General features: G+C 60.3%; 26 protein-coding genes. 9 read left to right on the top strand and 17 right to left on the bottom strand.

The window, feature by feature from the left end:
- The first annotated feature begins 3 nt into the window (after positions 1-3).
- Positions 4-549, top strand: coding sequence for a LuxR C-terminal-related transcriptional regulator (locus B9Z34_RS06020; protein WP_108427220.1), 546 nt, complete (start codon positions 4-6; stop codon positions 547-549).
- 54 nt (positions 550-603) lie between these two features.
- On the opposite strand, the gene B9Z34_RS06025 is transcribed toward B9Z34_RS06020, so the two are convergent.
- The 6 genes from B9Z34_RS06025 to rpmH form a co-directional block, all read right to left on the bottom strand.
- Positions 604-1,569: a fatty acid desaturase family protein gene (locus tag B9Z34_RS06025; protein WP_108427221.1), complete on the bottom strand. Its 966-nt coding sequence runs from the start codon at positions 1,567-1,569 to the stop codon at positions 604-606.
- 268 nt (positions 1,570-1,837) lie between these two features.
- On the bottom strand, positions 1,838-3,250 hold the full coding sequence (gene mnmE / locus B9Z34_RS06030; protein WP_108427222.1) for a tRNA uridine-5-carboxymethylaminomethyl(34) synthesis GTPase MnmE: 1,413 nt from the start codon (positions 3,248-3,250) through the stop codon (positions 1,838-1,840).
- A 134-nt stretch (positions 3,251-3,384) separates the two neighbouring features.
- Positions 3,385-5,070 (bottom strand): membrane protein insertase YidC, encoded by a 1,686-nt coding sequence (yidC, locus tag B9Z34_RS06035; RefSeq protein WP_108427223.1) that lies wholly within the window; start codon positions 5,068-5,070, stop codon positions 3,385-3,387.
- Complete coding sequence (yidD, locus tag B9Z34_RS06040) at positions 5,067-5,339, bottom strand: membrane protein insertion efficiency factor YidD (RefSeq protein WP_199220085.1); 273 nt, start codon at positions 5,337-5,339, stop codon at positions 5,067-5,069. Before yidD ends, yidC begins: the two co-directional genes overlap by 4 nt.
- Positions 5,339-5,776 (bottom strand): ribonuclease P protein component, encoded by a 438-nt coding sequence (locus B9Z34_RS06045; RefSeq protein ID WP_108427349.1) that lies wholly within the window; start codon positions 5,774-5,776, stop codon positions 5,339-5,341. The genes yidD and B9Z34_RS06045 overlap by 1 nt, the downstream gene beginning before the upstream one ends.
- A gap of 67 nt (positions 5,777-5,843) precedes the next feature.
- Positions 5,844-5,978, bottom strand: coding sequence for a 50S ribosomal protein L34 (rpmH, locus tag B9Z34_RS06050; protein ID WP_005798102.1), 135 nt, complete (start codon positions 5,976-5,978; stop codon positions 5,844-5,846).
- 241 nt (positions 5,979-6,219) lie between these two features.
- Between rpmH and dnaA the strand changes: the two genes are divergently transcribed.
- The 3 genes from dnaA to gyrB all read left to right on the top strand — a co-directional run bounded on the left by dnaA (position 6,220) and on the right by gyrB (position 11,659).
- On the top strand, positions 6,220-7,620 hold the full coding sequence (dnaA, locus tag B9Z34_RS06060) for a chromosomal replication initiator protein DnaA (protein ID WP_199220079.1): 1,401 nt from the start codon (positions 6,220-6,222) through the stop codon (positions 7,618-7,620).
- A gap of 242 nt (positions 7,621-7,862) precedes the next feature.
- Positions 7,863-8,972 carry a DNA polymerase III subunit beta gene (gene dnaN / locus B9Z34_RS06065; protein ID WP_100118079.1) on the top strand — a complete coding sequence of 370 codons (1,110 nt, stop codon included), beginning with the start codon at positions 7,863-7,865 and terminating at the stop codon, positions 8,970-8,972.
- 83 nt (positions 8,973-9,055) lie between these two features.
- Entirely contained in the window at positions 9,056-11,659 is a 2,604-nt protein-coding gene (gene gyrB, locus B9Z34_RS06070) for a DNA topoisomerase (ATP-hydrolyzing) subunit B (RefSeq protein WP_108427227.1), read from the top strand.
- A 52-nt stretch (positions 11,660-11,711) separates the two neighbouring features.
- Here the strand turns inward: gyrB and B9Z34_RS06075 are convergent, their stop codons facing one another.
- Genes B9Z34_RS06075 through B9Z34_RS06085 form a run of 3 tightly spaced genes read right to left on the bottom strand, consistent with a single transcriptional unit; the run spans position 11,712 to position 13,785 of the window.
- Positions 11,712-12,968, bottom strand: a complete 1,257-nt coding sequence (locus tag B9Z34_RS06075; RefSeq protein WP_108427228.1) for a type II toxin-antitoxin system HipA family toxin — start codon at positions 12,966-12,968, stop codon at positions 11,712-11,714.
- On the bottom strand, positions 12,965-13,333 hold the full coding sequence (locus B9Z34_RS06080) for a helix-turn-helix domain-containing protein (protein WP_108427229.1): 369 nt from the start codon (positions 13,331-13,333) through the stop codon (positions 12,965-12,967). The genes B9Z34_RS06075 and B9Z34_RS06080 overlap by 4 nt, the downstream gene beginning before the upstream one ends.
- Entirely contained in the window at positions 13,276-13,785 is a 510-nt protein-coding gene (locus B9Z34_RS06085) for a DUF3427 domain-containing protein (protein WP_108427230.1), read from the bottom strand. Before B9Z34_RS06085 ends, B9Z34_RS06080 begins: the two co-directional genes overlap by 58 nt.
- Positions 13,786-13,889: 104 nt before the next feature.
- Here B9Z34_RS06085 and B9Z34_RS06090 point away from each other — a divergent pair, with 104 nt between their 5' ends.
- A complete protein-coding gene (locus tag B9Z34_RS06090; protein WP_108427231.1) occupies positions 13,890-15,878 on the top strand; it encodes a DUF2075 domain-containing protein in 1,989 nt (662 codons plus the stop codon).
- A gap of 6 nt (positions 15,879-15,884) precedes the next feature.
- Here B9Z34_RS06090 and B9Z34_RS06095 read toward each other — a convergent pair whose 3' ends face one another.
- Complete coding sequence (locus B9Z34_RS06095; RefSeq protein WP_108427232.1) at positions 15,885-16,316, bottom strand: hypothetical protein; 432 nt, start codon at positions 16,314-16,316, stop codon at positions 15,885-15,887.
- A 177-nt stretch (positions 16,317-16,493) separates the two neighbouring features.
- Between B9Z34_RS06095 and B9Z34_RS06100 the strand changes: the two genes are divergently transcribed.
- Complete coding sequence (locus tag B9Z34_RS06100; RefSeq protein ID WP_108427233.1) at positions 16,494-16,772, top strand: type II toxin-antitoxin system ParD family antitoxin; 279 nt, start codon at positions 16,494-16,496, stop codon at positions 16,770-16,772.
- 163 nt (positions 16,773-16,935) lie between these two features.
- On the opposite strand, the gene B9Z34_RS14770 is transcribed toward B9Z34_RS06100, so the two are convergent.
- Genes B9Z34_RS14770 through B9Z34_RS06120 form a run of 5 tightly spaced genes read right to left on the bottom strand, consistent with a single transcriptional unit; the run spans position 16,936 to position 19,537 of the window.
- A complete protein-coding gene (locus B9Z34_RS14770) occupies positions 16,936-17,067 on the bottom strand; it encodes a hypothetical protein (protein WP_255417446.1) in 132 nt (43 codons plus the stop codon).
- A 56-nt stretch (positions 17,068-17,123) separates the two neighbouring features.
- Entirely contained in the window at positions 17,124-17,420 is a 297-nt protein-coding gene (locus B9Z34_RS06105) for a PIN domain-containing protein (RefSeq protein ID WP_108427234.1), read from the bottom strand.
- Positions 17,417-17,656 (bottom strand): Arc family DNA-binding protein, encoded by a 240-nt coding sequence (locus B9Z34_RS06110; RefSeq protein ID WP_108427235.1) that lies wholly within the window; start codon positions 17,654-17,656, stop codon positions 17,417-17,419. The genes B9Z34_RS06105 and B9Z34_RS06110 overlap by 4 nt, the downstream gene beginning before the upstream one ends.
- A 56-nt stretch (positions 17,657-17,712) precedes the next feature.
- Positions 17,713-18,384 carry a metallophosphoesterase gene (locus B9Z34_RS06115; RefSeq protein ID WP_108427236.1) on the bottom strand — a complete coding sequence of 224 codons (672 nt, stop codon included), beginning with the start codon at positions 18,382-18,384 and terminating at the stop codon, positions 17,713-17,715.
- Positions 18,385-18,391: 7 nt separating this feature from the next.
- The gene (locus B9Z34_RS06120) at positions 18,392-19,537 is read right to left on the bottom strand and encodes a Fic family protein (RefSeq protein ID WP_108427237.1); all 1,146 of its coding nucleotides are present in this window, start codon (positions 19,535-19,537) and stop codon (positions 18,392-18,394) included.
- 120 nt (positions 19,538-19,657) lie between these two features.
- On the opposite strand from B9Z34_RS06120, the gene B9Z34_RS06125 reads away from it, so the two are divergent.
- Positions 19,658-20,281, top strand: a complete 624-nt coding sequence (locus B9Z34_RS06125; RefSeq protein WP_108427238.1) for a PolC-type DNA polymerase III — start codon at positions 19,658-19,660, stop codon at positions 20,279-20,281.
- Positions 20,282-20,463: 182 nt separating this feature from the next.
- Here B9Z34_RS06125 and B9Z34_RS06130 read toward each other — a convergent pair whose 3' ends face one another.
- Entirely contained in the window at positions 20,464-20,931 is a 468-nt protein-coding gene (locus B9Z34_RS06130) for an Lrp/AsnC family transcriptional regulator (RefSeq protein ID WP_108427350.1), read from the bottom strand.
- 102 nt (positions 20,932-21,033) lie between these two features.
- Between B9Z34_RS06130 and mdeB the strand changes: the two genes are divergently transcribed.
- Positions 21,034-23,670 (top strand): alpha-ketoglutarate dehydrogenase, encoded by a 2,637-nt coding sequence (mdeB, locus tag B9Z34_RS06135; RefSeq protein ID WP_199220080.1) that lies wholly within the window; start codon positions 21,034-21,036, stop codon positions 23,668-23,670.
- Between the two features lie 236 nt (positions 23,671-23,906).
- Here the strand turns inward: mdeB and B9Z34_RS06140 are convergent, their stop codons facing one another.
- A complete protein-coding gene (locus tag B9Z34_RS06140) occupies positions 23,907-24,506 on the bottom strand; it encodes a hypothetical protein (RefSeq protein ID WP_108427239.1) in 600 nt (199 codons plus the stop codon).
- A gap of 236 nt (positions 24,507-24,742) precedes the next feature.
- Here B9Z34_RS06140 and phaP point away from each other — a divergent pair, with 236 nt between their 5' ends.
- Entirely contained in the window at positions 24,743-25,300 is a 558-nt protein-coding gene (gene phaP / locus B9Z34_RS06145) for a TIGR01841 family phasin (RefSeq protein ID WP_108427352.1), read from the top strand.
- The last annotated feature ends 50 nt before the right edge of the window (positions 25,301-25,350 follow it).

Consider the following 25,350-nt stretch of genomic DNA (forward strand, 5'->3'; position numbering starts at 1 on the left):
AACATGAGCACCGATTGGGGCGATTTGGTCTCGCTCAGTCCCTTGGGTTTGATGATGTCTTCTCGTCGCCAGATCGTGCTGTGCAACACCGCATTTGCCCATATTTTTGGCCACGAAATTCACGAAATGCAAGGGGCCAGCCTGGCCATGCTGTACCCCAGTCAGGACGAGTTCGAGCGCATTGGGCAACGCGGCTGGCAAGTCATGGCCACTCAGGGGCAATACCAGGACGAACGCCTCATGCGCCGCCGCGATGGCTCCTTGATCTGGGTGCGTGTGCATGGGCGTGCGGCAGACCTGACCGATCCGTTTGAGACCGCTTCGTGGGTGTTTGAACCCTTGTCAGCTGTGGCAGATGCCGAACGTCTGACCCCGCGTGAGCGGGAAGTTCTGGCCGGCATGGCCAAGGGGCAAACCTCCAAGGATTCGGCCAAAGAACTGGGCCTGAGTCCGCGAACAGTGGAAAAACTACGGGCCAGTTTGCGTGCGCATTTCGGTGCCCGCAATGCAGCCGAACTCATGTCACGCATTGGTGGCATGCCCGCCTGAGCGCCGTGCTTTCACTGCGATAGTGACAGCAGGCGCTGTCGGGGCATCTGCTGCTCAGATCATGGCCCCGACCTTGCGCTGGTGAGCGCCCGGGTCGTCGTGGGTTTTGGCGGTGGCTTTGCGCAGCACCGCCAGATAGCCGGGCGCCAACTCCATGCGCGGCCCAAAGCCTTGCGCGATCAGCATGCGGTGCGCCGCAGGCAGCTTCCAGCAGGGGGTGAACACAAACAGGTGGTGCTCCAGGTGGTAGTTGACCCAGTACGGTGCCAGCACCATGCGCATGCCCCAGTTCGCCATGGTGGTGCGGGTGTTGCGCAAACGGTCGTCGTTGTCCCCCACCACCGCGTGCTCGGCGATGTTGCGGATGCGGCTGATCACCTGATACCAGGTCAACAGGGGTAAAAGCCACAGCGCAAAGTAAGCCCACCACACGCCCGCTGTGGCCGTGACCGCGAAGATGGCCAGGTTGCTGAGGAAAAAGTATTTTTCTGCGGCGATCAGGTTTTTCAGCCGCTGCCAGCGGCTGGGGCTGTCGCCCATTTCCATGCGGAAAAACTCCATGCGCCGCTGGTAACCCGTGATGCCTAGAATGTCGCGCCGCATCTTGCGCCAAAAGCTTTGTTTCGTGATCGGAAAAGGGGCGGACAAAATCAGGTCGGGGTCTTCGGCTTGCTGGGTGTGGCGGTGGTGGCTCAGGTGGTAAGGGCGGTAGAGCGTGAGGCTCGCCCCCACAGGCCAGCCGCACAAAAAAGCGCCCAGCGTGTCATTGAGCCTGGTGTTTTTGAACAAGGCACGGTGCGCCGCATCGTGCATCAAGATCGCTAAACCCAGCTGCCGTCCGCCAATGACGACCACAGCCACGATAAAGCTCAAGGGGTTGGGCCACGCGATGAAAAACGCCATGGCCAAAGCGATCACCCCCCAAGCGTGCAACACCAAATACGCACCCATCCAGTCCGAGCGTTCGCGCAAATAAGCGTCTTGCTCGGGGCTGAGGCTGGGCTGGGTATCGGTGGTCATGGCGGGTGTGTTCGGCAAAAGGGTTATCTTGTGCTGGTTGGTGCCCCAAAATAGTCACGGGCGTGACCATTTTGGGGCTTTCCCTGAGCGCTTGTGTGTTGTGTCTGTCATGCCCCTGCCTGTCATGCCCGCGCACGCGGGTATCCATGGCAGCCGAAGGCATGGACACCCGATCAAGTCGGGTGTGACAGATGTGTGCGGGTCGTCCCTCTGCCTGTCATGCCCGCGCATGCGGGTATCCATGACGGGCGAAGGCACAGGGCCTGGCTCACTTGCCGATGCAGAAACTTGAAAAAATCACGCCCAGCAAATCGTCGGCGCTGAACTCGCCTGTGATCTCGTTGAGCGCGTTTTGGGCCAGGCGCAGCTCCTCGGCCAGCAGGTCGAGGTTTTGGGCTTGCGCGGCCAGGTGCGCGTCGGCCACATCGAGGTGTTCGCGCACGCGGTGCAGCGCCTGCACATGGCGTTCGCGGGCAATGAACAGGCCTTCGCTGGCTTGCTGCCAGCCGGCTTGCTGCAGCAGTTGCTGGCGCAGGGCCTGCAGGCCTTCGCCGGTTCGGGCCGAGAGCGTCAAGCCCGTGCGCTCCCCGGACACCTGTGCCGCATCGGCCTTGTTCCAAACATCAACCACCGCCACGCTGGCAGGCAGGCGGCTTTGCAGAGCGGTTGCAATGTCGGCATCGGCGCGGTCGTAATCGGCCTGACCCACGCGCGTGAGGTCGTGCAAAAACAGCACCGCGTCGGCCCCTTCAATTTGCCCCCAGGCGCGCGAAATGCCGATTTGTTCGACCTCGTCCACGCCCTCGCCTTCGCGCAGCCCGGCGGTGTCGATCACATGCAGTGGTACGCCCTCGATCTGGATGGTTTGCTGCACCACATCGCGCGTGGTGCCTGCAATCGGCGTGACGATGGCCAGCTCGGCCCCGGCCAGTGCGTTGAGCAGTGAGCTTTTGCCTGCATTGGGCTGGCCCGCGATCACCACCTTGATGCCTTCGCGCAGCAAAGCGCCCTGCCGGGCCTTGCCCAGCACGGTCTGCAGCGCGGTTTGAAGGCGCATCAGCTGCCCCTGCGCATCGGCCTTTTGCAAGAAATCGATCTCTTCTTCCGGGAAGTCCAGCGTCGCCTCGACCAGCATACGCAGGTGAATCAGCGCATCGCGCAGCCCATGGATTTCTTTGGAAAAATCCCCCGCCAAAGACCGGCTGGCGCTGCGTGCTGCGGCCTCGGTGCTGGCATCGATCAGGTCGGCAATCGCTTCGGCTTGTGCCAGGTCGATCTTGTCGTTCAAAAAAGCGCGCTCGGAAAACTCGCCCGGTTGCGCCACACGCAGCCCCGCTAAGCGCGGCTTTCCGGTGGCAGGGTCCATTTCGGCCGCCGCTTGCAGGCAACGTGCCACCAGCAACTGCAAAACCACCGGGCCGCCGTGCGCTTGCAACTCCAGCACGTCTTCGCCCGTGAACGACTGTGGGGCCACAAAGTGCAACGCCAGACCGTGATCGATGGGGCTGCCGTCGGCATCGGCAAAAGGCAGGTAGGTGGCTTCACGCGGCTTGAGTTGCCGCCCGCACAGCGCCTGGATCAGCGGCGCCAGCTGGCGGCCCGACACCCGCACGATGCCTACCGCGCCGCGACCGGGTGCGGTGGCAATGACGACGATGGGTTCCTGGTGTCTGGCGAGCATGGTTCGGTGGTGCGTGTGGCTAGGCCGCTGAATTTGTCACCCCAAGCTAGCCTTTGTCACCCCGGGCTTGACCCGGGGTCCATGGTGAAACAGGCATGGATGCCGGATCGAGTCCGGCATGACATCAATGCGTATTACTTGAACTTGGGCAAGTTGAACTGCGGTGGCACGCCCATGCGGGTGTTGATCATCCACTGCTGTGCAATCGACAAAATGTTGTTCGTGATCCAGTACAGCACCAGGCCGGCCGGGAAGAAGAAGAACATCACCGAGAACACCAGCGGCATGATCCACATCAGCTTGGCTTGCATCGGGTCTGGTGGCGCGGGGTTGAGCGCGGTCTGCAGCAAGGTGGTCAATGTCATGACCAAAGGCAGGATGAAGTACGGATCAGGTGCCGACAAGTCGTGGATCCAGCCGATCCAGGGCGCATTGCGCATCTCGACGCTGGACAACAGCACCCAGTACAAGGCAATGAACACCGGGATCTGGATCATGATCGGGAAACAGCCGCCCATCGGGTTGACCTTTTCCTCGCGGTAGATGCGCATCATTTCCTGCTGCATCTTTTGCGGATCGTTTTTCAGGCGCTCGCGCATTTCCATGATCTTGGGGTTGATGGCTTTCATCTTGGCCATGCTGGCATAGGCCTTGGCGTTGAGCCAGTAGAAAGCGATCTTGAGCAACAGCACCAGCGCCACGATGGACCAGCCCCAGTTCTGGATGAAGCTGAACAGCTTGTCGAGCAACCAGTACAAAGGCTTGGACAGCATGGCCAGCCAGCCATAGTCCTTCACCAGGTCCAGGCCAGGGGCCAGGGCTTCGAGCACTTTTTCTTCCTGCGGACCGCTGAACAGCTGGGTGGTCACGGTCTTGGACTGGCCGGGGGCCAGCTCGGCCAGGGGGGTGATCATGCCCACGGCATACAGGTTGGTGTCGACCTTGCGCACAAAGTTTTCGCGCTGAATGCCGTCGGCCAACAACCAGGCGCTGGCAAAGTAGTGCTGAACCATGGCCACATAGCCATTGGGCGATGTCTTGTCGATTTCGGCCTTGTTCTTTTCGATGTCGCTGAACTCGACCTTGTGGTATTTTTTGGCCTCGGTGTAAATGGCAGGGCCGGTGAAGGTGGAATAGAACGACGACTCGCCTGCGGGCTTGTTGCCGTCACGCACCAGTTGCAGATACAGCTGGGGCGACACGTTGGTGGTGCCTGTGTTGACCACTTCGTGCTTGACGCCGATGACATAGCTGCCACGCTGCAAGGTGTAGGTCTTGACCAGCTTCACGCCGTTTTGTGCATCGGATTCGAAGCGCAAGGTCAGCTCGTTCTGGCCGTCTTTCAGGCTGCGTTCACCGCTGAACTTCATGGCGGCCTTGTGCGTCGGGAAATCACCGCCGATCAGGCCGGTTTGCGCCACATAAACACGGCTGCTGCTCTGGTCGAGCAAGACAAATGGCTTGCTAGTGTCTACAAAGTCGGCGTGACGGGTGAACTCGGTGCGCACCAGCGAGCCGCCTTCGGTGTCAAAGCTGAGCTTGAGCACATCGGTTTCCACCTCGATCTTTTCGCGCGGTGTGGCCGAAGCGGCGGGGGCAGAAGTGGGCACTTGTCCGGGCGTGGCTGCGGGCGCTGCGGCCGAGGCAGAAGGCACCCCGCTGGCTGCAGGTGTGGGCGACGTTGCGCTTGCTTGGGCTGCGGCCTCCGGCTTGGGGAAGAACGTGGCCTTGTGGCCGTTGTACAGCTGCCATTGGTCCCACAGCAGGACCATGGAAAAACCAAAAATCACCCAAAGGATGGTGCGGCGGATATCGTTCATGGGGTCTTCTTTGACGAAGTAGGGGAAAACAAATCAGAGAACAAGCGCGGGGCTTGTGGGGGAACGGGGTCGTGGCCACCCTGGCACCAGGGGCCGCAACGCACCAAGCGGTGAACCGTCAGGTAGCTGCCCTTGGCGGCACCATGCAGCTCCAGGGCTTGCAAGGCATAGGCCGAGCAAGTGGGCTCAAAGCGGCACGACGATCCGAGCCACGGGCTTAGCAGCAAGCGGTAGCCACGCACCACACCCATCAACAAGCGCTGAATGATCATGCGCGCACCTCGGGTCGAACGGCGCGCTCAAACAATTGCTCCAGCTCTTGCCGAACCGCGAGTTTCAGGGGTTCGGAGGTGGCGCTGATGAATTGTTGGCGATCAAAAGCCATGCGCAGGCGCACCACATGGGCAGCCACAGGCAGGCGATCACCAAAGCGTTCGCTCACGTTGTAGATCTGGCGTTTGATGGTGTTGCGCGTCACGGCGCGGCGCGCCCAGCGCTTGGGCACCATGGCGCCCAGCCAAACGTCGAACAAGCCAAAAAGGGCCTGCTCCTGTGAAGGAGCAGGCCCGACCTGGTCGGCTGGTGCCAAGGGGGTGTCCGTGGGGCGGGTCAAGGTCAGACGGTGCAACGCAAAATGCGCTGTGCGCGAGACTGTTCCACCCGCCAGGGCGGCCTGAAATTGTGGGCGTGTTTTCAAACGCTGCACGATGGCCAAACCCTGGAATCAACCGCCTGCAGTGGCGTCAGGCCACTGCCAGACGGTCGAAAAGGCATTAGACAGCCAGACGCTTGCGGCCTTTGGCGCGGCGTGCATTGATCACGGCGCGGCCACCACGGGTCTTCATGCGAACCAGAAAGCCGTGGGTACGGGCGCGACGTGTCTTGGATGGTTGGTAGGTGCGTTTCATAACTCTTCCTTTGTGCCCAACGCCATGAATCAGCGTTGGGCGAAACCCAAGATTATCGCAAACTTTCGGGCCCTCGGCAAATCAAGCCGTTTTCAGTACATCGGGTGTTTACCGAGGCCGGCCACCGCCGATGTGGTTTATGATGCCCATGCGAATGCGTTTGGGTATGTGGATAAGCTCTTGATAAGCCTCATTTCCCTGCCATTTTTTCTCTCAACTGTCCACAAAAAATAAATACAACATGTCCGAGGGACTCACCCCAGAATTTCAGATGGATGCCGGCCAGGCTTTGTGGCAGGCTTGCGTGGACGAATTGTCCCGCGAGCTGCCCGAACAGCAGTTCAACACCTGGATCAAACCCCTGACCGCACAGCTCTCGGAAGACCAGCAGCGCCTCACCCTGTTTGTGGCCAACCGCTTCAAACTCGACTGGATCCGGGCCCAATATGCTGGCCGTCTGGCCGCCTTGCTGGAGAACTTGCAAGGTCATCCGGTTCAAATAGAGTTAGCGATCACTCCGCGCGACGGTGCCGTCAAACCTGTTCGTCAGTCCACGCCATCGTCGATGGAAAACGGCCCCGAGCCGATCGAGCTGCCCGAAGAGCCCGCCACCAACACCTTCCGCAGCCGGCTCAACACCGCCCTGACTTTTGACAACCTGGTCGAGGGCACGGCCAACCGCATGGCGCGTGCGGCGGCCATGCATGTGTCCGGCTCGCCGGGGCATCTGTACAACCCCTTGTTCATCTACGGCGGTGTGGGTTTGGGCAAGACCCACCTGATGCATGCCATCGGCAACAAACTGCTGGCCGACCGCCCGGAATCCAAGGTTCTCTACATCCACGCCGAACAATTTGTGTCGGATGTGGTTAAGGCTTACCAGCGCAAGACTTTTGACGAATTCAAGCAGCATTACCACTCGCTCGATCTGCTGTTGATCGACGATGTCCAGTTCTTTGCCAACAAAGACCGCACGCAAGAAGAATTCTTCAACGCCTTTGAAGCGCTGCTGGCCAAGAAGTCGCACATCGTGATGACCAGCGACACCTACCCCAAGGGTCTGGCCGACATCCACGAGCGTCTGGTGTCGCGTTTTGACTCGGGTTTGACGGTGGCCATGGAGCCGCCCGAGCTGGAGATGCGGGTGGCGATTCTGATCAACAAAGCCATCAGTGAAGGCAGCGAAATGCCCGAGGAAGTGGCGTTTTTCGTGGCCAAAAACGTGCGCTCCAACGTGCGCGAGCTCGAAGGCGCGCTGCGCAAAATCCTGGCCTATTCGCGCTTCAACCAGAAGGAAATCTCCATCCAGCTGGCCCGCGACGCCCTGCGTGACCTGCTGTCGATCCAGAACCGCCAGATCAGTGTCGAAAACATCCAGAAAACGGTGGCCGATTACTACAAGATCAAGGTCGCCGACATGTACAGCAAAAAGCGCCCGGCCAGCATTGCCCGCCCGCGCCAGATTGCCATGTACCTGGCCAAGGAAATGACCCAAAAGAGCCTGCCTGAAATTGGCGAGCTGTTTGGCGGTCGTGACCACACCACCGTGCTGCACGCCGTGCGAAAAATCAGCGCCGAGCGCCAGCAAATGACCGAGTTGAACCAGCAGCTGCACGTGCTGGAGCAAACCCTCAAGGGCTGATGACAGACCATTTTTCCCCTGTAGGAGGCCGCCCCTGCGGCCGAATGCTGGCGCCCCGGTCGTGCGGGCATTCGCGAGCGGGGGCTCGCTCCCACGAAGGCCCCAGCCGATCCCCGGCAAAAGAATGCCCAAACAGGCGTTTTGGGCAAAAAAACAGCCGAAAAACGGCGAAAATGTACCCTGTTTGCATCCACTCGCCCATTCTGGGCTGACGCCTGAAAAGAACCACCAAAGGTAGACAAATGATCGTCCTGAAGGCCACCCAAGACAAATTGCTGTCGGTCCTGCAATCCGTGTCCGGCATTGTCGAGCGCCGCCACACCCTGCCCGTACTGGCCAACGTGCTGATCCGCAAAACCGGCCACGCCGTTCAGCTGACCACCAGCGACTTGGAAATCCAGATCCGCACCACCGCCGAGATGGACGGCGACCCAGGCGACTTCACCACCACCGTGGGCGCACGCAAACTCATCGACATCCTGCGCACCATGCCCGCTGACCAAACCGTCAGCCTCGAATCGTCGCAAGCCAAGCTGATCCTGAAGGGTGGCAAGTCCAAGTTCACCTTGCAGACCTTGCCCGCAGAAGACTTCCCGCTGGTGCAAGAAGCCGCCAGCTTCGGCCCCGTGTTCAGCGTGCCGCAAAAAACCCTCAAGCAATTGCTGGGGCAAGTCTCGTTTGCGATGGCCGTGCACGACATCCGTTACTACCTCAACGGCATCTTGTTTGTGGCCGAAGGCAACCGCCTGAGCCTGGTCGCGACCGACGGCCACCGCCTGGCCTTCACTGCCGCCACGCTCGACGTCGAAGTGCCCACCAAACAAGAAGTCATCTTGCCGCGCAAAACCGTGCTCGAGCTGCAGCGCTTGCTGTCGGACGCCGACGGCGCGATCGAAATGCAATTTGCCAACAACCAGGCCAAGTTCAGCTTTGACGGCATGGAGTTCGTCACCAAGCTGGTCGAGGGCAAGTTCCCCGACTACAACCGCGTCATCCCCAAAGGCCACAGCAACAACCTGACGCTTGGCCGCCAAGCCCTGCTGTCTTGCCTGCAGCGCACCGCCATCCTGACCAGCGACAAGTTCAAGGGCGTGCGCCTGAATCTCGACCCCGGCAGCCTGCGCGTGGCCTCGACCAACGCCGAACAAGAAGAAGCCGTGGACGAACTCGACATCGACTACGGTGGCGACAGCATCGAGATCGGCTTCAACGTCACCTACATCATCGACGTGCTCAGCAACATGGGCCAGGACATGGTCCGCATCGATCTGGCCGACGCCAACAGCTCGGCGCTGATCACGATCCCCGAGAACGACAACTTCAAATACGTGGTGATGCCCATGCGCATTTAAGGCCCCAGGCTCACAGCCCGCCCTTATCGAAACCCGCGACCCCTCGCGGGTTTCGGCCATTCAAGCGACAGAGAAAATTGAACATGACCGACGAAATCAACCCCAGCGAAGACGCTTTCACCACCGCACAACCCAAGATCGACGCCAACCAGGCGGGCGCATCCGAAGGCTACGGCGAAGGCTCCATCCAGATTCTGGAAGGCCTGGAAGCGGTGCGCAAACGCCCCGGCATGTACATCGGCGACACCTCTGACGGCACGGGCCTGCACCACCTCGTGTTCGAGGTCGTCGACAACTCGATCGACGAAGCGCTGGCGGGCCACTGCGACGACATCGTCGTCACCATCCACAGCGACAACTCCATCAGCGTGACCGACAACGGCCGCGGCATCCCCACAGGCGTGAAGATGGACGACAAGCACGAGCCCAAGCGCTCTGCCGCCGAAATCGCCTTGACCGAGCTGCACGCAGGCGGCAAGTTCAACCAGAACAGCTACAAGGTCTCGGGCGGTTTGCACGGCGTGGGCGTATCGTGCGTGAACGCCCTGAGCAAGTGGTTGCGACTGACGGTGCGCCGCGAAGGCAAAGTGCACCAGATCGACTTTGCCAAGGGCTTTGTGCAAAACCGTTTGCTCGAAACCGTCGACGGCGTTGAAGTTTCACCCATGCGCGTCACGGGTGCCACCGACAAGCGCGGCACCGAAGTGCACTTCCTGCCCGACACCGACATCTTCACGCAAAACCACGACTTCCATTACGAGATCCTGGCCAAGCGTCTGCGCGAGTTGTCCTTCCTGAACAACGGCGTGCGCATTCGCCTCAAAGACGAGCGCAGCGGCAAGGAAGATGACTTCTCCGGTGCAGGCGGTGTGCAAGGCTTCGTGCAGTTCATCAACGCCAACAAAAAGGTGCTGCACCCTACGGCCTTCCACGCCAACGGCGAGCGCCCGGCCGACAGCTATGGCGGCATCCCCGGCACCAGCATCGGTGTTGAGGTGGCCATGCAATGGAACGACGGCTACAACGAGAGCGTGCTCTGCTTCACCAACAACATCCCGCAGCGTGACGGCGGCACCCACCTCACGGGCCTGCGTGCGGCGATGACCCGCGTCATCAGCAAGTACATCGAGAAAAACGAGATCGCCAAAAAGCAAAAGGTCGAAGTCAGCGGCGACGACATGCGCGAAGGCCTGTGCTGCGTGCTGAGCGTGAAAGTGCCCGAGCCCAAATTCAGCAGTCAGACCAAAGACAAGCTCGTGTCCAGCGAAGTGCGCGCCCCGGTGGAGGACATCGTGGCCAAGGCCCTGACCGATTACCTCGAAGAGCGCCCGAACGACGCCAAGATCATCTGCGGCAAGATTGTCGAAGCTGCCCGCGCCCGCGAAGCCGCACGCAAAGCCCGCGAAATGACGCGCCGCAAAGGCGTGCTCGACGGCATGGGCCTGCCCGGCAAACTGGCCGACTGCCAGGAAAAAGACCCGTCCCTCTGTGAAATCTACATCGTCGAGGGAGATTCGGCCGGGGGCTCGGCCAAGCAAGGCCGCGACCGCAAATTCCAGGCCATCCTGCCCCTGCGCGGCAAGATCCTGAACGTCGAAAAAGCCCGCTACGAAAAGCTGCTCACCAGCAACGAAATCGTCACGCTCATCACCGCTTTGGGTACCGGCATTGGCAAGGCCAGCGCCGAATCCGGCAAGAGCGGCACCGACGACTTCAACGTCGACAAACTGCGCTACCACCGCATCATCATCATGACCGACGCCGACGTGGACGGCGCGCATATCCGAACCCTGCTGCTGACCTTCTTCTATCGCCAGATGCCCGAGCTGGTCGAGCGTGGCCACATCTACATTGCCCAGCCGCCGCTCTACAAAGTCAAGGCCGGTAAAGAAGAGCTGTACCTCAAGGACGGCCCGGCGCTGGACGGCTTCTTGCTGCGCATCGCGCTCAAAGACGCCAGCATCAGCACGGGCGGCGCTGCACCGCAAGTGCTGAGTGGCGAAACGCTGGAAGCACTGGCCCGCAAACACCAAGTGGCCGAGCACGTCATTGCACGCCTGTCCAACTTCATGGACGCCGAAGCCCTGCGGGCCATGGCTGACGGCGTGTCGCTGAACCTGGACACCATGGAGCAAGCCGCTGCATGCGCCCCCGCACTGCAAGCTAAACTGCGCGAACTCAACACCACAGGCATTCCGGCCGAAGTGACCGCCGAGTTTGACGTGCGCACCGACAAACCCATTCTGCGCATCAGCCGCCGCCACCACGGCAACATCAAGAGCAGCATCATCACGCAAGACTTTGTGCACGGCGCGGACTACGGCGCTCTGGCCGAAGCCGCCGACACCTTCCGTGGTTTGCTCAGCGAAGGCGCCAAGGCCATTCGCGGTGAAGGCGAGCGCCAGAAAGAAGAAAAAGTCAGCGACTTCCGCCAGGCCATGCATTGGCTCATCAGCGAAGCCGAACGCACCACCAGCCGCCAGCGCTACAAAGGCCTGGGCGAGATGAACCCCGCCCAGCTGTGGGAAACCACCATGGACCCCACCGTGCGCCGCCTGCTGCGCGTGCAGATCGACGACGCCATCGAAGCCGACCGCGTGTTCACCATGCTCATGGGCGACGAGGTGGAGCCACGCCGCAATTTCATTGAGAGCAACGCGCTGCGGGCGGGGAACATCGATATTTGAGTGGGTGAACTGCTGAAGTCACGTCATCAACGGCCACAGAGCCGGGCGGGCTTCAGCCTTTTGGCCACGCCGCATGTGCACTGAACGCAGCGGCCGTTAGTTCGATATCTGCCCGAGAAATGCGGACTTGGCTGGCGACATCGCGCCAAGTGCCCACGACATCCATCACCTCGTCCATGATGTGCCGCCCTTGCACTGCCGTCAGACCGTAAAACGCGGCCGTGTTCAACGCGGTGCGCAAGTCAGGACGGTTGTCCATATCGTCAATGTTCAGCACATGCTCGGCTTTGTCGATGTTCGGGTTCACATCAAACGCGGGTGCCAAACGCCAGCCCGTTGAGCTCAACACAAAGCCGTGATTGCGCAAATGGTCGTCCCGATTGCCTACCGCCACATTGAACACCACGCGCCTGAACAGCTGAGACAGATCAGATTGAACAGTCTCAGCATCGCCACTGGCCCGCAGAAATTGCGCCAATTCCAGATAACTACAGCCCTCGCTTTGCTCCTTGCGCAGCAGCGTCATTGCCGATGCATAAAACCGCCGCTGACCACCGACACGGTCGAAGCGCTGCACACAAAAAGTATGAAACTCACCACCCAGACGCAACAGCTTTGCAGCAGGGACATCGATGCCTGCACGTTGGGCCATTTGATGTGTGGCGAACTCCCAAGCCCCGACATCACGGTCATCATCACGCGCCGGAAATTTGCCAATCCAAAGAGAGCCGTCCAGCTCTGTGAAGTTGGCCTTGGGACGCGCACCCCCCAGCGAAGAACCCGGTGCCACAAGCACTGTTAACCATTTCCGCAAAGCATCGAGATCGTCAATGCGCTTGTGAGTGAGTTGCCAAGCCACCTGCTCCAGTTCGCGCAGCGTGGTCACGGGTGGCGCTGCAAAAGCATCGTTGCTCAAAAACGCTTGCGTGCCAGATGGGCGAAACCGCAACGCCCCCTGCCGGGTCATGTCCTGCACGCCGATCAGGAAATCCCACGCATAAAGTGTTCTGGCCTGACGCTTTTGGTCCTTGGCCAGCAAGGCCTCGCGCCGTTTCATCAGCGTTTGACCCCAGCGGTCGGGTGATGAGTCGAGAAAGACGCCAAAGTTACCCAGCTCCGGCTTGGGGAAAAACGGGTGCGCGTCCAAAGACAAATCAGGGTCCAGCGCAAAAGCCCTCGGGTCGTTCAGCCAAGCCTTGTCGTAATGAAAGCGAATCTGCCCACGGTCATGTGCCAAGTTGCCAACCAGACAAGCTGGCCCCAAATCGCAATCCAACCAGACCTCCAGCCCATCGAATTGCCCCGTCATGGCTGCCCCTCAGAAGTGCTGTTGGCAGCGTCGGTGGACTGCGTGCTGGCAGGGCGCTTGCGTCGCGCTGCGGGCGATGGGGCCAAAGCCAAATCCTGCAACTTGCGCCCCACTTTGTCGTCGGCGGCCAAGGCGTTGAAATCTGCCTGCAGCCCAAGCACCACCAGCACGCGCAAATAGGTGCCCAAAGTGGCACCCGCATCGCCCGCCTCGACCTTGTAGACCGAAGTGCGCGACATGCCTGCCCGCTGCGCCACCACAGCCGTGCTCAGTTTGCGGCGCAAACGCGCCAGCCGCAGGCGCTCGCCTAAGGCGCTGAGCAGTGTTTGCTCTTGAGGGAAAACAACGGGGGGCTTGCTGGACATTTCGCCATTATGGACAAAAAATAAAATAATTGTCTATTTTGAAGAAATTTTAAAAGACCATTGAGACGATTGGGCTGCAGACATGGCAAATCCAGCCCTGCAAATGACCCCACCACCGCATCAAGCCCAAACACAATGCTCATGGGCCTGCTGCCCTGGTGCGACTGGTAGCGCACCCGGCCGTGGTACGTGAAGGGTGCCGCCTTGCCTGCTGCCAGCTTGGCGTCGCGCACAAAGAGGTGGATGTCGACGCCTAAAGCGGCGTGCCGGATGATTTCGTCGCCGCGTTTGCTGGTCGGGTCGGTGGCGTTCTGGCTTTGCCAGTGAAAGTGCGTGTCATCGATCCAGTGGTCCATGTACTTGTGCGCGTCAGCCCGGCCTTGTTTGTTGAGCGTGACCAGCAGGATGTGCGCCTTTTTGTGGGCCAGCACCACATGGCCGACTGAGAACATTGCATTGCTAAATCAGGTGGTTGAGTATCAAGCTGGCATCGTTGAATCATCATCAATCCGTTTAAGATCATCTCAATTCAAAAAATAAGTACTTTGGGTAACCCGTGCAATATTCCAATCGTTCCTTCTATTCGGCACACATCAAGGAATTTGTGACATCAGACCCCAGCTTGGTGCTGGGTGTCCTGGCGGACAACAGCGGTTTTTCCATCGACACGACCCAGCGGGATGCTTGGCGTTCACAGATCCAAATACTCCAGCCCGCGTTAAAGGCCTTTGAAGGCCGCGGAACGGTTTTCTTTGAATTCATCGTGCCCCGTTTGGGCAAACGCATCGATGTATTGACGTTGATTGATCACGCCATTTTTGTCATCGAGTTCAAGGTCGGAGAATCTTTATTCAACCGTGCTGCGGTGGATCAGGTTTGGGACTACGCGCTCGACCTGAAAAACTTCCACGAGACAAGCCACCACTGCGTGATCGCCCCCATCTTGATCGCCACGCAAACACAAGGCACACGCGGTCAGATCGTCACCAGCCACCACAACGACGGTGTGCTATTCCCCATCAACACATCACCCGCGTTCTTGGCCAATACCATCGAGGATGTCTTGGCCTTTTCGTCGGGCGCCAAACTGGACGCATCCTCTTGGGCCAACGGGCGTTACCGGCCCACCCCCACGATCATCGAAGCCGCGTCCGCGCTTTACGGCAACCACTCGGTGGCCGAACTCTCACGCAACGATGCGGGTGAAAAGAACTTGGCGCAAACCTCGGTTGCCATTGCGCAGCTGATCCAAGCTTCAAAGCAACGGAAGCAAAAGGCCATTTGTTTTGTGACGGGTGTTCCCGGCGCGGGCAAAACCTTGGTTGGCTTGGACATCGCCACCAAACACATGGATGCCGAGAGCGATTTGCACAGCGTGTACCTGTCGGGCAATGGCCCATTGGTGGCCATCCTGCGTGAAGCTTTGGTGCGCGACGAAGTGGCCCGAAAGAAAGCTGTGGGTCCAAAGTTGCGCAAGGGTGAAGCCAGAAAAGCCGTTGAAGCCTTCATTCAAAACGTCCACCATTTCCGCGATGCGTATTTGTCGGACGAGCGGCCGCCTGTGGATCACGTGGTGATCTTTGACGAAGCACAACGCGCATGGACGTTGGAACAAACCACCCAGTTCATGGCCCGCAAAAAGGGTTACCCAGACTTCAACCGATCAGAGCCAGACTTCTTGATCTCCTGCCTTGACCGTCACCCCGACTGGGCGGTGGTCGTTTGTTTGGTCGGCGGTGGACAAGAGATCAACACGGGTGAGGCTGGCATTGGCGAGTGGCTCAAGGCCATTCACGAGCACTACCCCGATTGGGCGGTTCACATTTCGCCGCACCTGCAAGACTCGGAATACGGTGCAGCCGAAGCGCTGACGCAACTGAAGTCACGGGATAACGTTCACCACAACGACGATCTGCATTTGTCGGTGTCCATGCGCTCCTTCCGCGCAGAGCATGTGTCCACCTTCGTGAAGCACTTGTTGGACCGTCGTACCGATTTGGCCCAAGCCATGTTCCAAGACGTTCAGGCGCGCTACCCGATCGTGGTGACCCGGGATTTGGACAAGGCCAAGCGCTGGCTGCGCGACAAAGCTCGGGGCAGCGAGCGTTTCGGTATGGTGGTTTCTTCGCAAGCCGTTCGCCTGCGTCCCCACGCCATCGACGTTCGTTCACCCATGGACCCCATCCATTGGTTTTTGGACGACCGCGATGACGTTCGGTCGTCTTTTTATCTGGAAGACGTGGCCACCGAGTTTCATGTGCAAGGTCTAGAGCTCGACTGGGCTTGTGTGGTTTGGGATGCCGACTTGCGCTTCGGCGAAACCGGCTGGGAATACCGTTCGTTTGTGGGCAACAAATGGCAAAAAATACACCTGGCGCATCGCCAGATGTATTTGAAAAATGCCTATCGGGTCTTGCTCACCCGCGCTAGGCAGGGCATGGTGATCGTGATCCCGCCCGGTGATCCCGAGGACCCCACCAGAGACCCGTCTTTTTACGATCCTATCTTTGGTTATTTGACCTCTCTGGGTATTCCCGCTGTGTGATTGAACTTATTCAATGCAATCGCTGCTTAAGGGTTCCTTGAGTTTGGCTTGTCTGCGCAAATCGTTGGGGCGGGTGTTTTGCCGGAAGGTGTCGGGTGGCCTGAAGCATTCTTCGGGCGAGACCCAGTACACCGTCCAGTCGCCATACAGCTTGCCGTCAAAGCACAGCAAGTCGCCGTTGATGGCCAAGTCCATCTGCATGTCGTGGGTGCCTGTGAACAGCTGGGCATCTGTGGGACTGACAAATTCCACATGCACCGAGCAGACGTAGGTGGTGTGAAAGTACCTGAGCGGCCCAATGGCCGGGCCATCAAAGCCCCAGCCGTGCATGGTTTGGTTGGGCGTGTCGCGGCCATGAAACAAGCCCAGATACAAGCCGGGCTTGCTGGGGCGAACGCCATAAACAGGCGTGGTGCTTGGGTTGGTTGCGGGGTGCATGTTGCCTCCATGTGAGTGAGGCAATTAGCTTAAAAAATGAGCGCAAATTTGTGTACCAGGGCTTTGCCTGGGGTGCGGTGGGTTGTTCATTTAGCTCGGTGGTGGATGGCTACAACGACGACCTGTGTGACCTGATTGGCATACCATGCCATTCCTGTTTCAAGAAGGAGCCCTCCCATGCTCACCCGAAATGTCGTGCTGACAGACCATCAAGCTGCGCTGGTCGAACAGCTGGTCTTGAGTGGTCGTTACCAGAATGCAAGTGAGGTCTTGCGCGAGGGGTTGCGCCTGGTGGAGCAACGAGACGCCGAAGACGCTTATCGGCTTAAGGCTCTGCGACGAGCTGCCCACGAGGGCATTGTCGATATCGATTCAGGGCGCTTCAAAACTTTTGAATCCAAGCAGGGCCTGCGCGAGCACTTGCAGGGTATTGGTGCAAAAGCCCGCACTGTCTAATGAACCCGGTGTGGGCAGTCGGGTTGGCAGAAAGGGCCGACATTTGGTGATTTTCAGGATGGCGGACGGTCAAGCCATCGATGTCATCCGCTTGCTTCATGACAGCATGGATTTGGCCAAGCATTTGCCGGATTGAATGGCGACTGTTGATATCGGGTGACGATCAATCCAGCCCATCCACCACCATCACCCCCCGCAGCACCACCCCAAAGCTTTGAAAACCTTGCGCGTCCCATTGGGTGCTGCTGTCAATGTTGTCGTGTTGGTGGCCGTGCACCGTCATGCGCACGCCCATGCGGCGGGCCAGGGTGTCCAGTTCTTTGAAGCCGTGTTAGCGCAGCTTGTGGGCGCTCAGTGTTGAACTGTCCAAGGATTGATCACGGTCAGCCCCGCAGCCTCAAAGGGACTGGCGTCTCGCGTAGCCACGATGAGGCCATGACGCTTGGCTGTTGCAGCGATGTAACCGTCAGCGGTCGAGATGGCTAGGCCTTGGGTGCGGGCCGTCGAAAGGATGTCTGCATAGGCCTGCGATGCGCTGGCGTCAAAAGGCAGGATTTTTTGCTCTAGGCCAAGGTGCAGGGTTTCTTTTCTCTCGCCCACTGGCAGCTTCAGCGACTTAGAGATGACGCTGGTTTCGAACAGGATCATTCAAATACGATGGGTTTTGCCGGTGCCTTGTCTCGCTCAATGACCAACTCAAAGCCGCCAGCTTGTTGGCCAATTTCGGCCAGCAGAGATCCCAGCTGGATACGCCCTTCCGGGCGGGCAGCTTGCTCCAGAATGGCACGCACTTCGGCTTCTGTGCTGCGCCCGGCCAATGTGGCACGCACGCGCAGTGCCCTGAGGGTTTCTTCGGGCAAGTTGCGGATGGTGATGGACAACATGGCAAGGTCTCCTTGGGCAAGGTGTGAATGATATGAAAATCAAAATTTCATTTCAATCAATCCATCACCATCACCCCCCGCAGCCCCACCCCAAAGCTCTGAAATCCTTGCGCGTCCCAATGGGCGCTGCTGTCAATGTTGTCGTGCTGGTGGCCGTGCACCGTCATGCGCACGCCCATGCGGCGGGCCAGTGAGTCCAACTCGGCAAAGCCGTGCTCGTGGTAGCCGGGCGCTTCGTGGGTGATGAGGATGTCGGCTTGTAGCGTGGCCAGTTGTTCCACCTCGTCGGGGTAGATGGTGGACCAGTGCTTGAGGTGCACGCTGCCTTGCCAGCGGTCTTGGCGCGGGGTGACGCGGGCGTGCGCTTCGCGGTTGCGAAACTTGGGCGCTTGTGCGTCTTTGGGGTACCACACCGCACCGCGAAACACACCGCCCAGCCCGGCGATGCGCGTGCCGCAGGGCAGCTTGACCACACGGCCGTGCAGGCTGCGCTCGCTCACTTCGTCGTGCCAGACGTTGCCAAAGGTGTCCGCATGGTCGGTGTCGTGGTTGCCGTGGATGAACCAGACCCGCTCCCAAATCGCTTCCAGCTCGATGTGCAACGGCCGGGCTGGCTCCAGATCGCCCAGCAGGATGACGGCGCGGGCGTGGGTTTGCAAGGCGGCATCGATGATGTGCTGCCATTGGCCGTGCGGGTCGCCGCAGAAGAGGATGGGGCCGGGGTGCATGGGGTTATCAATCGCTCAGCAATTCCACATAGGCTTGGTAGCTGTAATGACGGTTCTTTTTTTGCCCGGTCTGCTCGACCACGATGCCTAGCTTTTCCAGTGTTTTGACCGCTGCATTGGCTGTGGGGAACGTGGTTCCCAGTTTTTCGCAGACTTGATCGATGGAAAAAATGGGCATCAGTGGCAAGAGTTCAAACAGGCGAAGACTGGCTGGCGTGATGCGGGGCTCTTGGAGCAGGCGACGGCGGTCGGTGTTGATCAGGCGGGCCAATGCGACGATCCCACGCTCAGCGGTGTCTGCTGCGCGAGCAACACCTTCCAGGAAAAAAGCCACCCAGCCTTCCCAGTCGCCATCCGTGCGGACTGCAGAAAGTCGTCGGTAGTATTCGGTTTGATGCTGTTTGAGGTAGGCGCTCACGTAAACCAAGGGCTCTGACAACAAGCCCCATTGCTCCATGAGTGCGGCAATCAGCAATCGCCCAATGCGTCCATTGCCATCCAAAAAGGGGTGAATGGTTTCAAACTGAACGTGCACGAGCCCAATGCGCACCAGAGGCGGCAGGGTGGGCCGAGTGTCGTGAATGAAGCGTTCAAGATCGGCCAGCAGGGCGGGTACATGCGTGGGCGGCGGGGGTACAAATACAGCGTTGCCGGGCCGAGTGCCGCCGATCCAGTTTTGAGACTGGCGCAATTCGCCCGGTTGGCGACCAGAGCCACGGGCGCCATCCATGAGCAGGCGGTGGGCTTGCCGCATCAGGCGCACGCTCATGGGCAGGCCGTTGGGGTCCCGCAATGTTTGTTCTGTCCAGCGAAAGGCACGCAGGTAATTGGTGACCTCCTCCACATCGTCTGTGTTGCTGACGACCAGCCCCGCCTCTTTGCCAAACAGGTCGACCAGTGTCGCCTGGGTCCCCTCAATCTGTGATGTGAGCAGTGCCTCTTTGCGGATGGCGCTGTAGAGTAACCAGTCGATCGAAGGCACCAAGCCTGCCACCCCTGCCAGACGGGCCAAGGCCAGTTCAGCCGTGCGGTTGAGTTCGGCATAGCAAGCAGCGTCCAGTTCGGGCTCAGCAGGTGGCAGCGCATGGGGCACAAAAGCGCGCACGCTCTCGCCGAGAGTGGTGGAGGTGACGTAGGTTCCGGTGACGCGCATGCTTAGATATTAAAGATCGCTTGAATACAGGTCTGCCATATTAAAGCTTTCTTTAATATGGTGCAAGCCTGTGAAAGCGGGTTTTAATCTGAGATCCGTTTCTGTATCGGCTTACTCACCATGACCCCCATCGCCATCATCGACTTCGAAACCACCGGCATCTCCCCCAATATGGGCGACCGCGCCACCGAGGTGGCCATCGTCATGCTCGAGGGTGGGCAGGTGGTGGACCGCTACCAAAGCCTGATGAACGCCGGGGTGCGGGTGAACTCTTTCATCACCCAGCTCACGGGCATCACCAACGAGATGGTGCAGGCCGCGCCCCCGGCCGAGCAGGTGATGCGCGAGGCGGCCCGCTTTGTGGGCGGGCGGCCCATGGTGGCGCACAACGCAGCCTTTGACAAAAAGTTCTGGCAGGCCGAGCTGGCGCGCTTCGGGCAAGACGGCTCGCATGCCTTTGCCTGCACTTTGCTGCTGTCGCGCCGCCTGTACCCGCAAGCGCCCAACCACAAGCTGGGTACGCTGGCGGCGCTGCACCATTTGCCCTCGTCAGGCCGCGCCCACCGGGCCTTGGCCGATGCCGAGATGGCCGCGCATTTGCTGGCGCAGATGCAGCACGACCTGAAAACCCGCTACGGCTGCACTCAGGCCGACCACGCTTTGCTGATGGGCCTGCAACGCACCAGCCGCCACATGGTGGGGCCCTATTTGAAGCAGCGGGCGCAGGGCTTTGGATCTTCGTAGGTCGGTACCTTCAGGTCCGACATGGTGTGCTCCAGCTCAGCAGGGGGTGGATTGAGTGGCGCACACCAAGTCGCATTCAAAGTCGCAAAAAGGTCGAAGAAATTCCTGAAAAATCCATATGCGACAAAGACTTGGATGAATTTTCAAAGTCGCAAAAATACCCGCAAAAATGGACGCAAAGATCATCCCAAACCCAGCGGCAGCGCCGTCTTGTAGCGCACCTGTTTGAGCGCAAAACTGGAGCGGATTTTTTCCACGCCCGGAATCGGCGAGAGCTGCTCCAGGATGAAGCGCTCCAGCGCCGCCATGTCGCGCACGGCCACGCGCAGCAGGTAGTCGCTGTCGCCGGTCATCAAATAGCACTCCATCACCTCGTCGTGCCGGGCGATGTGCGCCTCAAAGTCGGCCAAGGTTTCTTTGCTTTGGGTCTTGAGGCTGATGGAGATGAACACCGTCAGGCCCAGCCCCAGCGCCGCTGCGCTGGCCAGCGCCACATAGCGCTGGATCACGCCGCCCGACTCCAGCGCCTTGACCCTGGCCAGGCACGGCGAGGGCGACAGGCCAATGCGTTTGGCCAGCGCCACATTGGACAGCGAGCCGTCGCGCTGCAGCTCGTCCAGTATCTTCAAATCCACGTTGTCCAGAATCATGTGCCGAATCTCATTTAATTTCGGCATATTGTGCTTCAAATGACGCATTTGATGGTTCAAATACGCAGCACATGCGCCGCATGCCTCTGTACAGTGAAACGCATGAACGCACCCATCGAACCCCGTTTGCAAGCGATGTTGAACGCCCACGACATCGACCCCGAAGAAACCGCCGAGTGGCGCGAGGCCTTGCTGGCCCTCATCGCCACCCAAGGCCCCGAGCGTGCCCGGCAAATTCTGGACGAGCTGGCCACCGTGGCGCGCCAGCAGCGCACGGGCTGGCAGCCCGATCTGAACACGCCCTACATGAACACCATCGCGGTGCAAGACCAGCCCGACTTCCCCGGCGACTTGGCCACCGAAGAGCGGCTGGTGGCCATCATGCGCTGGAATGCGCTGGCCATGGTGGTGCGTGCTAACCAGGCTTATGGCGAGCTGGGCGGGCACATCGCCAGTTACGCCAGCGTGGCCGATTTGTTCGAGACCGGGTTTCACCACTTCTTCCACGCCCGCACCGAGCAGCACAAAGGCGACCTGGTGTTCTTCCAGCCGCACAGCGCACCCGGGGTGTACGCCCGCGCTTTTCTGGAAGGGCGCCTCACCGAGGCGGACCTGATGCACTACCGCCAGGAGATCACCGCACCGGACAGCGGCGCACGCGGCTTGTCGAGCTACCCGCACCCTTGGCTGATGCCCGATTTTTGGCAGTTCCCCACGGGCTCCATGGGCTTGGGGCCGATCAGCTCGATCTACCACGCACGCTTCATGCGCTACCTGACGCACCGCCAGCTGCAGGACTGCAGCGGCCGCAAGGTGTGGGGCGTGTTTGGCGACGGCGAGATGGACGAGCCCGAGAGCATGAGCGCCCTGACACTGGCGGCGCGAGAAAAGCTCGACAACCTGGTGTGGGTGGTCAACTGCAATTTGCAGCGCCTGGACGGCCCGGTGCGCGGCAACGGCCGCATCATCGACGAGCTTGAGAAGCTGTTTGCGGGCGCGGGCTGGAACGTGATCAAGCTGGTCTGGGGCAGCGACTGGGATGGCCTGCTGGCCCGCGACACCTCGGGCGCTTTGCTGCGCGCTTTTGCCGACACGGTGGACGGGCAAATGCAGACCTTTGCCGCCAAAGATGGACGCTACAACCGCGACAACTTCTTCGGCCAAAACGAAGCGCTGGCGCGGCTGGTGCAGGGCATGACGGACGAACAGATCGACCAACTCAAGCGCGGCGGCCACGACATCGTGAAAATCCACGCGGCGTATGCGGCGGCGGCCGCGCACCGCGGCCAGCCCACGGTGATCCTGGCGCACACCAAAAAAGGTTTTGGCATGGGCAGCGCGGGCCAAGGCAAGATGACCACACACAGCCAGAAGAAGCTGGACGAGCAAGACCTGATCGACTACCGCAACCGCTTTGACCTGCCATTGAGCGACGAGCAGGCCAAGGGCCTGGCGTTTTACAAACCCGCCGACGACAGCGCCGAGATGCGCTACCTGCGCGAGCACCGCGCCCTCTTGGGCGGCAGCTTGCCCAAACGCGAGACGGTGTGTGACCGTTTACCGGTGCCCGCACTCGCCAGTTACGGCCAGTTTGCGCTGCAGGCCGACGGCAAAGAGATGAGCACCACCATGGCCTTTGTGCGCATGCTGGGCAACCTGCTCAAAGACAGCACCTTGGGCCCGCGCATCGTGCCCATCGTGGCCGACGAGGCGCGTACGTTTGGCATGGCCAACCTGTTCAAGCAGGTGGGCATTTACAGCAGCGTGGGCCAGCGCTATGCGCCCGAGGACATCGGCTCGGTGCTGAGCTACCGCGAAGCCACCGACGGCCAGATTCTGGAAGAAGGCATCAGCGAAGCCGGTGCCATTGCCAGCTGGACAGCGGCCGCCACCAGCTACAGCGTGCACGGCCTGGCCATGCTGCCCTTCTACATTTATTACTCGATGTTCGGCTTTCAGCGCGTGGGCGACGCCATCTGGGCGGCGGCCGATCAGCGGGCACGCGGCTTCTTGCTCGGCGCCACCTCAGGCCGCACCACCTTGGGCGGCGAGGGCCTGCAACACCAGGACGGCAGCAGCCACCTGGTGGCGGCCACCATCCCCAATTGCAAGGCCTACGACCCGGCCTTTGCGGGCGAGCTGGCGGTGATTCTGGACGCGGGCATGCGCGAGATGGTCGAGCAGCAAGCCGACGTGTTTTATTACGTCACCTTGATGAACGAGAACTACGCGCAGCCGAACCTGCCCGAGGGGGCAGAGCGTTGCGTGTTGCGTGGGGGTTACCACCTCGGCGCCTATGGTCCCACTGATGGACCCGCGAATGGTCCCAGCGATGCCTCGACGAAGGGACAGCGCGTGACGCTGCTGGGCTCCGGGGCCATCCTCACCGAGGTCATCCGCGCTGCCGAGCAATTGGCCGCGCAGGGCGTGGGGGTGGACGTGTACAGCATCACCAGCTGGAGCGAGCTGGCCCGCGACGGCATGGCGAATGAGGCCAGCGGCGATGCACCCTACCTGAGCCGCTTGCTGGCCCCCAGTGCCGGCCCCATCGTGGCCGCCAGCGACTACGTGCGGGCCGTGCCCGAGAGCGTGCGCGCCTACCTGCCCGAAGGCCGCCGCTACCGCACCCTCGGCACCGACGGCTTTGGCCGCAGCGACACCCGCGCCGCACTGCGCCGCTTCTTTGCGGTGGACGCGGACAGCATCGCGCAGGCCGCGTTGCAGGCGCTGACGGGCTGACGATGGACATGGCCTTGCGTCATCTGGACTTGACCTGGAAGGCCCGTCCCCTCTCGCCATCCCGGACTTGATCTGGGATCCATCCCTTCGACGACCATGGATACCCGCCTTCGCGGGTATGACATTCAGGGGGGCCATCCCCCTTGTCTGTCATCCCGGACTTGATCCGGGATCCATGGTTGCAGGGGAGATGGACCCCGGGTCTTCGCCCGGGGTGACACAAACTCAAAGCCTGATCAGCCCTGCACCACCGCCAGATAAGCCTGGCGGGTTTCCGGGCTGACCGCGTCGAGCGCTTGTTCGTAGCGGGTCTGGTGCTGGGTCACCATGCGGGCCGAGGCGATGGTTTTGGAGCGGCAAAACCAGTGGCAGCTGTGCTGCATCAGAAACATCTCGCCCATCATGCGAAAGGACCGCTCCTTGGGGGTCAGGCCTTGCTGGTTGCGCACAGTGCGCTCGATGCCTTGGGCGTGCACTTCCAGCATGCGGCGCATGTCAAACGTGGCTTTGGGCGAGAGCTGGTCGATGTAGGGCAGCGCCACCTTGAAAGCCCGGGTCACGGGGGCAGGCAGTTTGGCAAAGTCGCGGGCCAGGCTCTGAAACTCTTGGGCCAGTTGCTCTTCGGCCGGGGCTTGCAACTGCAAAATCTGTTGCTGCCGTTCTGCATCGGTCTCGTCCAGTGCCCGCATGTAGGCCCCGGTGAGCTGCTCCATGTGCTTTTCGATTTGGTAGGGCCGCAATTGCTCGGCCAGCAAGGCGGTGCGTTGGCGCTGGCCTTGGGTGTTGAGCCAGTGGATGGCCGTGGCCAGGACGAACAGCAGACTGAGAAATTCCATACAAAGCGGGGATTGGGGCCGAATCGGCGTTGCGCCAAGTGTAGTGAGTTGGGTGGGCCCGGCAGGCAAAGGCCTTGCGTTGTGTATGTCACAGGCGGTGTCCGGGCTTCAGTGGGCTTGCGCACACAAGCGCCCAATTGGAGAGCGGACTCTAAAGTGCGGGTTTTCCCTTGCCTTGTGCGCTGGGGGCTGTTCAAATTGCTGCATTGCAACAAAAACCCTCCAAGGAACACACCATGAACTTCAACACCGAACAATTCACCGCCACCCAACAAACCAACCTGAACGTGGCCGCTGGCCTGTCGCAAACCGCTTTCGCCGGTTTCGAGCGCCTGGTTGAGCTGAACATGGCTGCTGGCAAAGCCGCTGTGGGCGAGTCTTTCGCCAACATGCAAGCCCTGATGGCTGCCAAGTCGCCTCAAGACCTGATGGCCGTGCAAGCCGCTTTGGTGCAGCCCGCCTTTGAAAAGTCGGTGTCTTATGGCCGTCACCTGGCTGACATCGCCAACAGCACTGGCGCTGAGTTCACCAAAGCGGTCGAAAGCAAAATGGCCGAATCCGAAAAAGCCGTCAAAAGCCTGGTCGAAAACAGCCTGAAGAACGCGCCTGCCGGCTCCGACGCCGCTGTGGCGGTGTTCAAGACCGCTTACGAAGCCAGCCAAACCGCTGCCGAGACCCTGAAAAAAGTGGCCAAGCAAGCCGCTGACACCGCCGAGTCCAACCTGAAGGCCGCCACAGCCCAAGCCGAAGCTTCGGTCAAGGCCGCCATGAGCAAGGCCAAAACCAAGGCCTGAGCCTGGACCGCATGAGCTGGCTGTCACAGCCGGCTTTCTACAATCAGGGT

It is taken from the genome of Limnohabitans sp. Hippo3 (assembly GCF_003063665.1).
Lineage (GTDB): Bacteria > Pseudomonadota > Gammaproteobacteria > Burkholderiales > Burkholderiaceae_C > Limnohabitans_A.

Bases quoted from the DNA above. Each gene is read 5' to 3' on its own strand.
- B9Z34_RS06105 (WP_108427234.1), bottom strand. From the start codon at position 17,420: ATGATCCTGTTCGAAACCAGCGTCATCTCTAAGTCGCTGAAGCTGCCA.
- B9Z34_RS06110 (WP_108427235.1), bottom strand. From the start codon at position 17,656: ATGTTGTCCATCACCATCCGCAACTTGCCCGAAGAAACCCTCAGGGCA.
- dnaN (WP_100118079.1), top strand. From the start codon at position 7,863: ATGATCGTCCTGAAGGCCACCCAAGACAAATTGCTGTCGGTCCTGCAA.
- B9Z34_RS06025 (WP_108427221.1), bottom strand. From the start codon at position 1,569: ATGACCACCGATACCCAGCCCAGCCTCAGCCCCGAGCAAGACGCTTAT.
- B9Z34_RS06095 (WP_108427232.1), bottom strand. From the start codon at position 16,316: ATGCACCCCGCAACCAACCCAAGCACCACGCCTGTTTATGGCGTTCGC.
- B9Z34_RS06075 (WP_108427228.1), bottom strand. From the start codon at position 12,968: ATGACGGGGCAATTCGATGGGCTGGAGGTCTGGTTGGATTGCGATTTG.
- mdeB (WP_199220080.1), top strand. From the start codon at position 21,034: ATGAACGCACCCATCGAACCCCGTTTGCAAGCGATGTTGAACGCCCAC.
- B9Z34_RS06130 (WP_108427350.1), bottom strand. From the start codon at position 20,931: ATGATTCTGGACAACGTGGATTTGAAGATACTGGACGAGCTGCAGCGC.
- B9Z34_RS06115 (WP_108427236.1), bottom strand. From the start codon at position 18,384: ATGCACCCCGGCCCCATCCTCTTCTGCGGCGACCCGCACGGCCAATGG.
- B9Z34_RS06085 (WP_108427230.1), bottom strand. From the start codon at position 13,785: ATGTTCTCAGTCGGCCATGTGGTGCTGGCCCACAAAAAGGCGCACATC.
- B9Z34_RS06020 (WP_108427220.1), top strand. From the start codon at position 4: ATGAGCACCGATTGGGGCGATTTGGTCTCGCTCAGTCCCTTGGGTTTG.
- gyrB (WP_108427227.1), top strand. From the start codon at position 9,056: ATGACCGACGAAATCAACCCCAGCGAAGACGCTTTCACCACCGCACAA.
- B9Z34_RS06100 (WP_108427233.1), top strand. From the start codon at position 16,494: ATGCTCACCCGAAATGTCGTGCTGACAGACCATCAAGCTGCGCTGGTC.
- B9Z34_RS06120 (WP_108427237.1), bottom strand. From the start codon at position 19,537: ATGCGCGTCACCGGAACCTACGTCACCTCCACCACTCTCGGCGAGAGC.
- dnaA (WP_199220079.1), top strand. From the start codon at position 6,220: ATGTCCGAGGGACTCACCCCAGAATTTCAGATGGATGCCGGCCAGGCT.
- B9Z34_RS06140 (WP_108427239.1), bottom strand. From the start codon at position 24,506: ATGGAATTTCTCAGTCTGCTGTTCGTCCTGGCCACGGCCATCCACTGG.
- B9Z34_RS06080 (WP_108427229.1), bottom strand. From the start codon at position 13,333: ATGTCCAGCAAGCCCCCCGTTGTTTTCCCTCAAGAGCAAACACTGCTC.
- phaP (WP_108427352.1), top strand. From the start codon at position 24,743: ATGAACTTCAACACCGAACAATTCACCGCCACCCAACAAACCAACCTG.
- B9Z34_RS06125 (WP_108427238.1), top strand. From the start codon at position 19,658: ATGACCCCCATCGCCATCATCGACTTCGAAACCACCGGCATCTCCCCC.
- B9Z34_RS14770 (WP_255417446.1), bottom strand. From the start codon at position 17,067: ATGGGCGTGCGCATGACGGTGCACGGCCACCAACACGACAACATTGAC.
- mnmE (WP_108427222.1), bottom strand. From the start codon at position 3,250: ATGCTCGCCAGACACCAGGAACCCATCGTCGTCATTGCCACCGCACCC.
- yidC (WP_108427223.1), bottom strand. From the start codon at position 5,070: ATGAACGATATCCGCCGCACCATCCTTTGGGTGATTTTTGGTTTTTCC.
- rpmH (WP_005798102.1), bottom strand. From the start codon at position 5,978: ATGAAACGCACCTACCAACCATCCAAGACACGTCGCGCCCGTACCCAC.